General features: G+C 61.5%; 14 protein-coding genes. 9 read left to right on the forward strand and 5 right to left on the reverse strand.

What is annotated here, in order from left to right:
- The first annotated feature begins 162 nt into the window (after positions 1-162).
- Positions 163-768: an arylesterase gene (locus IB238_RS19220; protein ID WP_246723742.1), complete on the forward strand. Its 606-nt coding sequence runs from the start codon at positions 163-165 to the stop codon at positions 766-768.
- Between the two features lie 87 nt (positions 769-855).
- A complete protein-coding gene (gene thpR / locus IB238_RS19225; RefSeq protein ID WP_192250668.1) occupies positions 856-1,437 on the forward strand; it encodes an RNA 2',3'-cyclic phosphodiesterase in 582 nt (193 codons plus the stop codon).
- On the opposite strand, the gene IB238_RS19230 is transcribed toward thpR, so the two are convergent.
- Positions 1,383-1,862, reverse strand: a complete 480-nt coding sequence (locus tag IB238_RS19230) for a low molecular weight protein-tyrosine-phosphatase (protein WP_192250671.1) — start codon at positions 1,860-1,862, stop codon at positions 1,383-1,385. The two genes, thpR and IB238_RS19230, sit on opposite strands and share 55 nt — an antisense overlap.
- 72 nt (positions 1,863-1,934) lie before the next feature.
- Between IB238_RS19230 and IB238_RS19235 the strand changes: the two genes are divergently transcribed.
- The 4 genes from IB238_RS19235 to rlmN all read left to right on the forward strand — a co-directional run bounded on the left by IB238_RS19235 (position 1,935) and on the right by rlmN (position 5,007).
- Complete coding sequence (locus IB238_RS19235; RefSeq protein ID WP_192250674.1) at positions 1,935-2,234, forward strand: 4a-hydroxytetrahydrobiopterin dehydratase; 300 nt, start codon at positions 1,935-1,937, stop codon at positions 2,232-2,234.
- Between the two features lie 80 nt (positions 2,235-2,314).
- Entirely contained in the window at positions 2,315-2,698 is a 384-nt protein-coding gene (locus IB238_RS19240; RefSeq protein ID WP_192250677.1) for a YkvA family protein, read from the forward strand.
- A 318-nt stretch (positions 2,699-3,016) separates the two neighbouring features.
- Positions 3,017-3,520 carry an invasion associated locus B family protein gene (locus tag IB238_RS19245; protein ID WP_192250680.1) on the forward strand — a complete coding sequence of 168 codons (504 nt, stop codon included), beginning with the start codon at positions 3,017-3,019 and terminating at the stop codon, positions 3,518-3,520.
- A gap of 248 nt (positions 3,521-3,768) precedes the next feature.
- Complete coding sequence (rlmN, locus tag IB238_RS19250) at positions 3,769-5,007, forward strand: 23S rRNA (adenine(2503)-C(2))-methyltransferase RlmN (protein ID WP_192250682.1); 1,239 nt, start codon at positions 3,769-3,771, stop codon at positions 5,005-5,007.
- A gap of 56 nt (positions 5,008-5,063) precedes the next feature.
- On the opposite strand, the gene IB238_RS19255 is transcribed toward rlmN, so the two are convergent.
- Positions 5,064-5,714, reverse strand: a complete 651-nt coding sequence (locus tag IB238_RS19255; RefSeq protein WP_192250685.1) for a LysE family translocator — start codon at positions 5,712-5,714, stop codon at positions 5,064-5,066.
- A gap of 181 nt (positions 5,715-5,895) precedes the next feature.
- Here IB238_RS19255 and IB238_RS19260 point away from each other — a divergent pair, with 181 nt between their 5' ends.
- Positions 5,896-7,119 (forward strand): argininosuccinate synthase, encoded by a 1,224-nt coding sequence (locus IB238_RS19260; RefSeq protein ID WP_192250688.1) that lies wholly within the window; start codon positions 5,896-5,898, stop codon positions 7,117-7,119.
- 57 nt (positions 7,120-7,176) lie between these two features.
- Here IB238_RS19260 and IB238_RS19265 read toward each other — a convergent pair whose 3' ends face one another.
- On the reverse strand, positions 7,177-8,391 hold the full coding sequence (locus IB238_RS19265) for a multidrug effflux MFS transporter (protein ID WP_192250691.1): 1,215 nt from the start codon (positions 8,389-8,391) through the stop codon (positions 7,177-7,179).
- 188 nt (positions 8,392-8,579) lie between these two features.
- Between IB238_RS19265 and IB238_RS19270 the strand changes: the two genes are divergently transcribed.
- Positions 8,580-9,221, forward strand: coding sequence for a LysE family translocator (locus IB238_RS19270; RefSeq protein ID WP_192250694.1), 642 nt, complete (start codon positions 8,580-8,582; stop codon positions 9,219-9,221).
- 24 nt (positions 9,222-9,245) lie between these two features.
- Here IB238_RS19270 and IB238_RS19275 read toward each other — a convergent pair whose 3' ends face one another.
- Positions 9,246-10,652 (reverse strand): sensor histidine kinase, encoded by a 1,407-nt coding sequence (locus IB238_RS19275; protein WP_192250697.1) that lies wholly within the window; start codon positions 10,650-10,652, stop codon positions 9,246-9,248.
- Positions 10,649-11,323 (reverse strand): response regulator transcription factor, encoded by a 675-nt coding sequence (locus tag IB238_RS19280; RefSeq protein WP_192250700.1) that lies wholly within the window; start codon positions 11,321-11,323, stop codon positions 10,649-10,651. The genes IB238_RS19275 and IB238_RS19280 overlap by 4 nt, the downstream gene beginning before the upstream one ends.
- Positions 11,324-11,402: 79 nt before the next feature.
- On the opposite strand from IB238_RS19280, the gene IB238_RS19285 reads away from it, so the two are divergent.
- Entirely contained in the window at positions 11,403-12,470 is a 1,068-nt protein-coding gene (locus IB238_RS19285) for an ABC transporter substrate-binding protein (RefSeq protein ID WP_192250703.1), read from the forward strand.
- Positions 12,471-12,667 lie beyond the last annotated feature (197 nt).

Below are 12,667 nucleotides of genomic sequence, written 5' to 3' on the forward strand. Positions count from 1 at the left end.
ATATCTTGAAGCATCGCAGGATCGGTATAGCGAGCCGGCCACCGATCATTGCGTCTGGAATTCGCACGTGCCTCGCCCGTGTTCCTTTTTGAGAGGCTGCGTCAGCAACTTAGGACCGCAGATATGTTGTTTAAAGCCACTCACGGAATTTTCATCGCCACGATGCTCGCGGCATTGACACTTGCGCGAACGGCCATGGCAGATCCGATCGCGCTCGTCGGCTTCGGCGACAGCCTGATGGCAGGATATCAGCTACCGGCCGAGGAGGCTTTTCTGGTACAGCTGGAAAAGGCGCTGCAGGCCAAGGGTTTGAATGTCGCGATCGCCAATGCCGGGGTGTCGGGCGACACGACCTCTGGCGGCGTGGCGCGGATTGACTGGTCGGTACCAGACGGAACGAAGGGCGTGATCCTCGAACTCGGCGCCAACGACGCGCTTCGCGGCATTCCGCCAAAACAGACGGAACAGAACCTGGACAAGTTGGTTTCCGGTCTAAGAAGCCGCGGCATTGCCGTGCTGCTGGTCGGCATGCTCGCCCCGCCGAACATGGGCGAGGACTACGCCAAGAGCTTCAACGGCATCTTTGAGCGCATCGCGAAGAAGCATGGAGTGCCCCTGTATCCGTTCTTCCTGGAGGGCGTCGTCACGCATGCCGACCTCCAGCTCGACGACGGCATGCATCCGAACGGCAAGGGCATCGCGGTCATGGTCGAGAAAATGCTGCCGACGGTGGAGGCATTCGTCAAAAGCCTGGGGGTAACCGATTGAACCTTTTTGCGGGTGCGAAATTAAGGTTGCGCCGGGAGGCGATGCGTGATTCGCTGAGCATACGACCACAGATTCGGGGAGCTCGCCATGCCGAGACTATTTGTTGCCCTCGAAGTGCCGCGCAATGCCGCAATGAGCCTGTCTCTGCTCCGCGGCGGTCTCCAGGGAGCGCGCTGGATCGATGTCGAAAACTTCCACATTACGCTCCGGTTCATCGGCGACGTCGATGGGCGGACGGCCGATGAAGTCGTCGACAAGCTGGACCGTATCGAACGGCCTGAATTTCAGCTGTCGCTTGCCGGTGTCGGGTCCTTCGGCTCGAGGAAGCCGCATTCCATCTACGCAGGGGTATCGCCCACGCCGGAAATGTACGAGTTGCAGGGTGAGATCGAGCGCATCTGCCAGCGCCTCGGCCTTCCAGCGGATCCGCGCAAGTTCACGCCGCACGTAACGCTAGCGCGGCTGCGCAATGCCCGGCTGGAGGACGTGGTTTACTACCTGTCGGGCAGGGGGAATTTCGCCTCCTCCCCCTTTACCGTCAATCGCTTCGTGCTGATGTCTTCGAAAGAATCGGTCGGCGGCGGACCTTACGTGACGGAGGAGGTGTTCCCTCTCTACGAGACCGGACCGTCGTTCGGCACCGCGGCAATGAGCGCGCATCCGCGATAAAGCAAGCGATAGACGGCTTCGAAATCGGCGGCGCCGCCATAATACGGATCAGGTACGTCCTCCACGGTGCCGAAAGCCTGCGTTGAAAATAGCGCAGTCCGTGCGCGGCAGGCCGGTGGCGCAATCTCCTTTAGCGCGCGCAGATTGTTGCGATCGAGCGCAAGGATGAGGTCGAAGCGATCGAAATCCGCAGTCGATACCTTGCGTGCCTTCTGTTGCGAAATATCGATTCCATGTCCGGCTGCGGTCGCAATGGCGCGGCTGTCCGGGGGACTGCCGATGTGCCAGCCGCCCGTGCCGGCGGAGTCGATCACGAACTCCTGGTCGCGCCCCTCCTCGGATGTCAGGTGGCGCAGGATTCCTTCCGCAAGCGGTGAACGGCAGATGTTGCCGAGGCAGACGAACAGGATCGAAAGCGAGGTCACGCAGGTTTCCTTGAAGATGTCGGGCGGCAAAATATCTGCTAAGAGGATGACCTGCAACGGAGGACACTGTCGATGAAGCAGGAGAAGATCGGCAAGGAAGCGATCACTTCCAGTCTCGCCATGCTCGACGGCTGGAAGCTTGAGGAAGACGGAGCGGCAATCACCAAATCGTTCAGGTTCAAAGGGTTCAACGATGCTTTCGCCTTCATGTCGGAAGCGGCCCAGGCGGCGGAGCGGCTCAATCATCATCCGGAGTGGTTCAACGTCTATAACCGGGTGGATGTGCGCCTGACGACGCATTCCGCAGGCGGCGTGACGGCACTCGATCTGCGGCTGGCCGAGGCGATGGAGAAGGCGGCGCGCGCGCTTTGAGGCGCCTTGCGGTCGAGGTTGCGGGTTCCCATATTTGTCGGCGCGCCGAAATTGACCGTCGCGCAGGGAGTGTGTGCGAAATGGATGATGTGAAGATTGGCGAAATCCTTTTGCCGGGCGATGACGATGAGCAGCAGAGCCAGCGGCAGCGGGTCCGCAATCGTTTCTGGCCGGTGCTGAAGCGCGCCTTTCGCCAGATTCCGTTCAGCCGCGATCTCGTTGCCGCCTATTTCTGTGCGCTCGATCCAAGGACACCGACACGTGTCCGCGGCATTCTGCTTGCAGCCCTTGCCTATTTCGTTCTGCCGCTCGATGGCATTCCCGACATTCTCGCAGGCATCGGGTTCTCCGACGACGTCGCCGTTTTGACGGCCGCCTTTGCTGCGATCCGCGGCCATGTTCGCGAGGACCACTACGTGTCAGCTGATCGCGCTCTGGCGGAAGGCTTGCCGGAGAACGGCTGACGAATTTGCGGATTCCTTGAGAACCGTTGTGTGGTAGAGGCTGCGCGTTCTCGACGCGCGTCAAACTCTTGCCCGAATCTTTGTCGACTAACTCACTTTGATGGGATGGGCTTCTTCATCGGCATCCTGGCAGTTGCGCCATGAAAACCTGCAGGCGGTTTGCATTGCAGCATGTTTCATAGTAACCGCCGGTTCGATGAAATGAGCGTCTGTTGACGATTTGGTAACCAGAATTAAGTCAAATTAAATCAAATCGTGATCATGCGAGCCGTCACGTCCGTTTCTGGACGAAGACAGCAAGACAACCGGCAGGGAATCATGTTCGTAAGGAAAATCGCAACCGCACTTACCCTCGTTCTGGCAGCGGCCGGCGTTGCATCAGCGCAATCTCCGACCCGGATCCAGCAGTTCAACGCGTGGGGGGCCTACTCCTATCAGTCGAGCGGCGGCAAGGTCTGCTATGTCCTGTCCGTGCCGAAGGATAAGGCGCCGGCCGGCGTTGACCATGGCGACATCTTCTTCCTCGTATCGCAGCGCCCGGGGCAGAACATTTCCTATGAGCCGCAGGCGATGATGGGTTATCCGCTGCAGGAGAACTCGAAGGTCAATGTCGTCATCGACGGGCGCACCTTCGTCATGTTCACCAAAGGCAATTCGGCATGGGTCGAGAATGCCGCTGAGGAACCGGCCCTGGTTGCCGCGATGAAGACCGGCAAGGACATGAAGGTCGAGGCGAAGTCGCGCCGCGGCACAGGTACGAGCTATTCGTATTCGCTTTCGGGCATTTCTGCGGCGCTGAAGCAGATTGAAGGCTGCAAGTAAGCCTATCGAGCGTACCAATATCGAAGGCCGATCTCATGATCGGCCTTTTTGCATTTGCGGGATTTGCAGCATGTGCGCGACGCGCCATCTTTGCCGCACGTGACTCCGCGGCCGAAGAATGCTAAAGGCGCCGCAAATGCGAGGAGCCGCGCGCAGGCGCCGTCGGGCTCCGAAGACTTCAAATCGAAAACGTGGCAAATCTGCGAGCCTGGGGCGCGCGGGCATCATGCCGTAACGGGATTGCACTGATGGCGACCTTGGATTTTCTCAACGGGGCGGAGACCGCGACGGCAAAACCGGCACCCAAGGCGGGACTTGCCGAAAAGCCGTCATTGATCGGCCTTTCGCGCGAGGATATGGGCAAGGCGCTTGTCGAGAAGGGCGTCTCCGAGCGGCAGGTAAAGATGCGCGTCAGCCAGCTCTGGCACTGGCTCTACGTGCGTGGCGTCTCCGATTTCGATCACATGCTGAATGTATCGAAGGACATGCGTGAGATGCTGAAGGAGCATTTCACCATCGCCCGTCCCGAGATTGTCGAGGAGCAGGTGTCGAACGACGGCACGCGCAAATGGCTGCTGCGCTTTCCGCCGCGCGGTGCCGGCCGGCCGGTCGAGGTCGAGACCGTCTACATCCCCGAGGAGGGTCGCGGCACACTCTGCATTTCCAGCCAGGTCGGCTGCACGCTGACCTGCTCGTTCTGTCACACGGGTACGCAGAAGTTGGTGCGCAACCTGACTGCGGAGGAAGTTCTCGCGCAGCTTCTACTGGCCCGCGACCGGCTGGGTGACTTCCCCGACCGCGAGACCCCTGCGGGCGCCATTGTGCCGAACGATGGCCGCAAGGTCTCCAACATCGTCATGATGGGTATGGGCGAGCCGCTGTACAACTTCGAGAACGTCAAGCAGGCGTTGTTGATTGCCACCGACGGCGACGGGCTATCGCTGTCAAAGCGCCGCGTCACGCTTTCGACATCGGGTGTCGTGCCGGAGATCTACCGCACCGGTGAGGAGATCGGCGTGATGCTGGCCATCTCGTTGCATGCGGTGCGCGACGAACTGCGCGACATGCTCGTGCCGATCAACAAGAAGTATCCGCTGAAGGAACTGCTCGAGGCCTGCCGCGCCTACCCGAGCCTGTCGAACGCCCGCCGCATCACCTTCGAATACGTGATGCTCAAGGACGTCAACGACAGCCTCGAGGATGCCAAGCTGCTTACGCAACTCTTGAAGGGCATTCCGGCGAAGATCAACCTGATCCCGTTCAATCCCTGGCCAGGCACGAACTACCAGTGTTCTGACTGGGAGCAGATCGAAAAGTTTGCCGACTTCATCAACCAGGCCGGCTATGCCTCGCCGATCCGCACCCCGCGCGGCCGGGACATCCTCGCCGCCTGCGGACAATTGAAGTCGGAATCGGAGCGTATGCGCAAGGTCGACCGCATGGCCTATGAGGCGATGATGATCGCCGGTCACGGCGAGGACGACTGACACGCTTCTCTAACGGGCACTCTTTGCGAGTTAGCGGAGTGCTGCGCGCAGGAGCTTCAGCGCGCCTGCGTCATGAAGATTTTCATGGCAAAGATCGAGAAGACGCCGGCGAAGGTGTAGTCGAGGCCGCGGAGGACCTTCTTGTTGTTCCTCAGCCAGGTGGAAAGCTTGTCGGCGGCCAGTACGACGATCGTGTTGACCGGCATGCCGATCATGATGAATAGCAGGCCGAACACCATCAGCTTGCCCGTCACGTTCGGGTCGCCGGCCGAGACGAACTGCGGCAGGAAGGTCATGAAGAAGATGATGACCTTCGGGTTCAGAAGGTTGACCCAGAAGCCGGTCGAGATGTTTGCAAGCGCCGACGCCTTCGGCATCGCGACTGCCTCGCCTGTCTTGTCCGAAAAGCTCGAGCCTACGCGGATCGCCTGGATGGCCAGCCACAAGAGATAACCGGCGCCACCGGTCTTGAGGATCGTGAAAGCCGTGGGCGAGGCGGTGATCAGCGCCGATATGCCGAAGGCGACCAGCATCGTGTGCACGACGATGCCCATGCTGGTGCCGAGCACCACGAAAAGCGCCGGTCCACGACCTTGCGACAGCGCACGGCTGATCGAGAGCGTCATGTCCGGGCCCGGCGTGGCGGCGAGCAGAAGGCTTGCTGCGGTGAAGGCGGCCAGTGTTGCGAGCGAAGGCAGGTATTCCATGGTGTCGGATCCGCTTTTTCAGGTGCTAGTCGTTCGATACTCCGGCGCTCCGCGCTTGGGAAGCCTAATTGTCATGCCTCCGTGCCGTGGCGCTTGTATCCTCGCTGTTTCTGACTAAAAGTGCCGCCGAAATCTTTGCGCGGCATGGCCGCATTCCCTGACACCACACGGACAGACAACCATGGCATCTCCCAAGCAAGTCAAGAAGGTCGTTCTCGCCTATTCGGGCGGTCTCGACACGTCGATCATCCTGAAATGGCTGCAGACCGAGCTCGGCGCTGAAGTCGTCACCTTCACCGCCGACCTCGGCCAGGGTGAGGAGCTCGAGCCGGCGCGCAAGAAGGCCGAGATGCTCGGCATCAAGGAGATCTTCATCGAGGATGTGCGCGAGGAGTTCGTCCGCGACTTCGTCTTCCCGATGTTCCGCGCCAATGCCGTCTATGAAGGCGTCTATCTGCTCGGCACTTCGATTGCCCGTCCGCTGATCTCCAAGCATCTGATCGAGATTGCGAAGAAGACCGGTGCGGACGCGATCGCGCATGGGGCCACCGGCAAGGGTAACGACCAGGTCCGCTTCGAGCTGTCTGCCTATGCGCTGAACCCGGATATCAAGATCATCGCTCCTTGGCGCGACTGGTCGTTCAAGAGCCGCACGCATCTGCTCGAATTCGCCGAGCAGCACCAGATCCCGGTTGCCAAGGACAAGAAGGGCGAGGCGCCGTTCTCGGTCGACGCCAACCTTCTGCACTCGTCCTCCGAGGGCAAGGTGCTGGAAGACCCGGCGGTCGAGGCACCGGAATACGTGCACATGCGGACCATTTCGCCGGAAAACGCGCCTGACAAGGCGACCACCATCAAGGTCGGCTTCGAGCGTGGCGATGCGGTCTCGATCAACGGCGTGCGCATGTCGCCGGCAACGCTGCTTGCGACGCTCAACAATTATGGCCGCGACAATGGCATCGGTCGTCTCGATCTCGTGGAAAACCGCTTCGTCGGCATGAAATCGCGCGGCGTCTACGAGACCCCCGGCGGCACGATCCTGCTTGCCGCGCACCGCGCCATCGAATCGATCACGCTCGACCGGGGCGCCGCACACCTCAAGGACGAGCTGATGCCGCGCTATGCGGAGCTGATCTACTACGGCTTCTGGTTCTCGCCCGAGCGCGAGATGCTGCAGGCGCTGATCGACAAGAGCCAGGAACATGTCGAGGGTGAAGTGACGCTGAAGCTCTACAAGGGCAACGTCATGGTCATCGGTCGTGAATCGCCGAAGTCGCTTTACTCCGACAAGCTCGTCACCTTCGAGGACGACCAGGGCGCCTACGACCAGAAGGACGCCGCCGGTTTCATCAAGCTGAACGCGCTACGCCTGCGGACTCTCGCTGCCCGCGACCGTCGCGGCTGACAGCCAGCACTTCGGGCAGATATTACGGACCCGCCGGGCACCCGCTCGGCGGGTTTTCTATTCGTCCTTGGCGGCCTTCCAATCGGCACGTCGCGAAGCGAACAGGAACCAGAGGTAGGAAAGGACGGAGATCAGGCCCATTGTCGGTATCACCGTGCCGAAAGACAGAAGCGGAATGCCGATCATCGCGGCGACCAGACCGCCCAGGAAACCGGATCCCATCTGAATGAAGCCGATGAGCGCGGAGGCAGAACCGGCGATGTGCGGAAAGGGATACATGCCGGCCGTCGTCATCTGCGGCGAGACGAAGGCGATGCCGAATGTGTAAATCGCGACGGGCAGCATGATTGACCAGAAGCTTGGCGGCAGGACGTGGACCGATGCGGCCATCATCAGGCTGCCGGTCCCGATCAGCACAAGTCCGCTCCACACCGAATACGATCCGCCGAAACGGCGGGAAAAGTAGCGCAGCGCAATCGAGCCGAAGAAGTAGGAACCGGACTGCATGATCATGCTCAGACCGAACTGGGTCGGGGTCAGGCCGATCTTCTCGATCATGATGAACGGCAGCATGGTTGCCTGCGCATAGAGCGCACCGACAGCACCGGCCATGACGAATGCGGCGGCGACAAAACGGGCGTCGCGGGCGAGTTCAAAATAGGCCGACACCAACGGACGAGGCAAGGCTCGGCGCGGATCTGGGACGATCGTTTCGCACAGGCAGAAGTATACCAGCAGGCACGAGGCGAGGCCGAAGCCAACCATCAGGAAAAAGATCGAGGTCCATCCGAAGGCTGCCAGGGCGAATCCCCCAATAGTGGGAGCCATCGCCGGACCTATCGCCAGCATGATGCCGATCAGGTTCATGATCCGCGCCGCCTCGCCTCCGATGAACTGGTCGCGGACGATGGCGCGCGAAACCGTGACACCGACCGAGGCGCCGACACCCTGGATCAGACGGCCGGCAAGCAGCCATTCGACGCTCGGAGCGAATGCCGCAGCAAGGCTTCCTGCGAGATAGATCGAGAGGAACAGCAATGTAGCGACGCGTCGACCGAAGGCATCCGCCAGCGGCCCCGCCAGGAGTTGGGCGAGGGCAAAGCCGCCGAAGTAGAACGACAAGGTCAGTTTGATCGTCGACTCGGTTGTCCCGAACGCATGCACAAGGGTCGGCATCGCGGGCGTATAGAGCGACATCGAGATCGGACCGAGCGACGTCAGGAGCGCGCCGATAAGGGTTGTTCGGCGCTCGGTCATCCGTTGCGGCGGCATTCGTGTATTCCTTCTGCCCCGCCATGCGTGATGGTGGTCCAGTTTCATGCGTTTCAGCTCTGCTTATCGCTTCCGGGCGGAGGGATGCAATCCGCGAAGTTTTGCCGGCCCCGCCAGATCACGCCCAGATGGCTTGACGAAAACGTGTGTGCAAGATCGAATGACGTTTCGATCCTGCGGAGTTCTCCATGACCGGTTCCTTGCTTCTCGGCGCCTTTCTCGCCGCCCTTTTCTATGTGCTCATTCCCGGCCCGGCTTTCCTGGCATTGCTCGGCATCGGAGCGGGGCAGGGCCGGAAGGCCGGTGCCTTGTTCCTGGGCGGGCATCTGGCCGGTGACCTTGTCTGGTCGACGTTGGCGCTTGTTGCCATCGTCGGGGCCAAGACGGTGGGCACGTTCGTCTTCGACGTGCTGGGATTCATGTGTGGCTTCTATCTGGCGTGGATCGGCTGGACGGCCCTTCGCGCCAAGCCACGGGGGTCGGACAAGCCGCTTCTTGTGGTCGAGCGTCCGTTGCGGCGTGGACTGATCTTCGGGCTGACCAATCCCAAGGGCTATCCGGTGGCGCTCGCCACCTTCACGGCACTTCTCGCGAGTTCTTCGAACGCACTCGATTTTTCCGCGCTGCCCCAGCTGCTTGCCGTCTCGTTCTTCGGCTTCCTGATTGCCGACATCATCCTGGTTTCGATCATCGGCGCTTCGATCGTACGCCGGTTTTACCGCCGGCATGAGCTTGCGATCGTGCGCATGTCGGGGCTGCTGTTCATGGGTTTTGCGGTGCAGGCGGTCTGGCACGCGGCGCCCGGGCTTGTCAGCTGGCGGCGGACGTAAGGTCGCCCGAGGAGCCCGTGCCCGTCAGCCGGATCCGGCATCAGCAGCGGCAGCGGGAAAGGTAACGACAGCACACAGTCCCTTGCCGCCGGTGCCCTCCTCCAGTGTCAGCGTAGCGCCGAACAGTGCTGCGATATCCTCGACGATGGAGAGACCAAGACCCATGCCTGGTGCGTTGCCATGTCCGCCGCGGGCGAAGCGTTGCAGCACCTCTGCACGCCGCTCCGCCTGGATCCCGGGGCCATTGTCCTCCACCCGCAGCCGGACCACGTGCTTTTCGGAAAAGACCATGACGGTGACTTCCGCGCCTGAGCCGGCATAGGCAATGGCATTCTCGATCAGGTTGCGCAGCATTTCGCCGAACAGGAGCGGTTCTGCCCGCACGATTGCGGGACCGTTGCCGTCGAAGCCGAGGTCTATGCCGGCCTGGGCAGCTACCGGCACGTATTCGGCGGTCATCGTCTGGGCAAGCGTGGCGATGTCGATTGCCGCCACCGGATGCGGCTCTGCCGAGCCGGCAGCGTCGATCTTTGCCATCAACAGCAGCTGCGCCAGGATGCGCTCGGCGTGGGCCACCGCATCATCGCCCTTCCGGGCGGCCTCCTGCGCCGCACCGAGTGAGGGTGCGCGGCTGGCAAGAACAAGCTGGGTGCGGATGATGGCGAGTGGTGTACGCAGCTGGTGGCTCGCGTTGCCTGAAAAATGGCGCAGGGAGTTCAGCGCGGATTGTAGCCGCACCATGAAGGAGTTCACCGTATCGACAAGGCCCTGCACCTCGCTTGGAACTGCCTGGTCGATCGGGTGCAGGTCGCTTGGATTGCGCTCGGCGATCGCGTCGCTCAGGCGATAAAGCGGCCGCAGAGCCAGCGTCACGGCGATCCAGACAATAGCGGCGGCACCGGCCATCATCAGCCCAAGGCGCAGGGCCGAGCGCAACAGGATCGCCTGTGTCAGCTGCCGCCTTGCAATGGTGGTTTCGGCAACCGTCACCGCGAAGGGAACGGAATTGACGCCGGTCGATGCTGAGCGCTGTAGCACCGCGACGCGAATTGGCTCGCCGCGAAAGGTTGCATCCGCATAGGCTGTCGACTGCCCCTTGGTGTCGGTAATGGTCGGAAGGGCCTGGTAACCGGTGATGAAATGGCCCGGCGGTCCCTCAACCCGGTAGAACACGCGGTCCTGTGCGGCCGACGTCAGCATCTCCAGCGCCACATAGGGAATATCGACCTCGAGTGCGCCGTTTTCATTCACAACCACCCGTTCGGCAATGGCGAGCGCCGATCCGGCGAGCACGCGATCGGAAACGGTATCCGCCGTCTTTATCGCCTCGTGGTAGGTGTCGATCAGGGCGAGAATGCCGAAAACGGCGGTCGCAACGAAGAGCCAGCCCAGCAGTTGGCTGCGAAGCGAGGAGGCCGGGCTGTGGGTCAAGCGGGTGCCGCCTTGTCGAGATAGTAGCCGATGCCGCGCGCGGTACGCACGGTCACCCCATGCGGGGCGATGCGTTTGCGGAGCCGGCTGACGTATTGCTCGATCGCGTTGGCACTGAGATCGTCGTCAAAGGCTGCGAGCGATTGCGTAATCGCCTCCTTCGACACCACCTTGCCTGCGCGGAGGAACAGTATTTCGAGGAGACCGAGCTCGCGAGCGGGGATGTCGAGCGGTGCGCCACCCGCCGAAAACGTCCGGGAATTCAGATCGAGGTCGATTCCGCCGAAACTTAGCGCCGAGGAGCGAAGACCCGCCTGCCGGCGCAGCAGCATGCGCACACGCGCTTCGAATTCCGAGATGTCGAATGGCTTGCTCATATAGTCGTCGGCGCCGAGATCGAGGCCCTTGACCTTGTCCTCTGCCGCGCCGCGCGCCGTCAGGATCAGGACTGCCGCCCGGTTTTGCCTCGAACGCATCGCGCGCAGCACTTCGAGACCGTCCATTTCGGGCAGCGTCAGGTCGAGGATCACCAGATCAAAGGTCTCGGCGGAGATCGCCGCATCCGCAGACGCGCCATCGTTCACCACGTCGACGGCATGACCGGTGCCGCGCAAAATGGTCGAAAGACCGTCCGCAAGTGCCTGGTTGTCTTCAACGAGAAGTATTCGCACTGAAAGTCTTCCTCCGGGTTCACCTTAGCGGCCGACTGTCGGCTTGTGAACGGTCTCGCGGTGATGCAATCTCGCGCGCATGCGCATTCTTCTCAGCGTTCTGCTTCTGATTTGTCTTCGACTGCCTGCAATCGCGGGGGAAACCTTCTATCCAGCCCTCGACGGCCATGCGGATGGCCCGGTTCTGGTCGTCTATTCGTCATTGGACGAGCCGCTTGCAAGGCCGATGATCAAGGGATTCCAGCAGGCCAATCGCGATGTCGCCGTACGCTATGATGAAATGCTGACCGGCGAGGTCTATGACCGTGTCGTCAAGGAGACGGATTCGGGCCAGAAGACGACCGACTTTGCCTTCTCGTCGGCCATGGACCTGCAGGTCAAGCTCTCAAACGATGGATATGCCCAGCGCAGCGATCTGCCGATGAGCGAGCGCTGGCCGCAATGGGCCAACTGGCGCAACACCGCTTATGCGCTGACCTTCGAGCCGGCGGTCTTCGTCTATCACAAGCCCAGCTTCAAGGATGAGAAGCCGCCGGCCTCGCGCGCCGAGTTCGTAGACTACCTGACCCGACACGGCAACGATATCTACGGGCGCATCGGCACTTACGATATCGAGCGTTCGGGTGTCGGCTTCCTGTTCATGGCGCGCGACCAGGAACAGTTCGGCGATATCTGGACCGTCATCCGGGCGATGGGAGCGGCCGGCGTCAAGCTCTACTCCACCAGCTCGGCAATCCTGGAACGGATCGCGGACGGTCGTTTTGTCATCGGATACAACATTCTTGGCTCCTATGCGGCGGACTGGGCGGCAAAGCACCCGGATGTCGGCATCGTCCTGCCGAAGGACTATACCGTGGTGATGTCGCGCATCGGGCTCGTACCGCAGGCTGCGGCATCGCCGGATCTCGGCCGGCGCTATCTTTCGTTCTTCATGTCGAAGGAGGGCCAGACGATCATGGCGCGCGAACTGCAGATCGCCGCCGTCTCGCCCGACGTCGCAGGCGAGAACACGGCGACCACCATGCGCGAGATGCTGGGCGCTCAGTTGAAGCCGGTGCCGGTCAGCCCCGGGCTCATGGTCTATCTCGATCAGGTCAAACGGGCGCGGCTCATCGCGCGCTGGAACGAGGTGCTCAGGGCGCAGTAGGGCGGGTCGCGGGCGCATTGTGGCAAAACTGTGCTACGATGTCAGCTGGATGACAGGTTTCTGTGATCGCTTGTGGTTCTTAATCGTCCGTGGAGGCGGACGAGCGAGACTCGGGGAGGAGACCCGCACAGAATGCGCGCCGACACATCGTCCGCGGGCAAAAGGCTATCCTCTCCTTACCGATGCGAAACGATGCG

The organism is Rhizobium sp. ARZ01 (assembly GCF_014851675.1).
Taxonomy (GTDB): Bacteria; Pseudomonadota; Alphaproteobacteria; order Rhizobiales; family Rhizobiaceae; genus Mycoplana.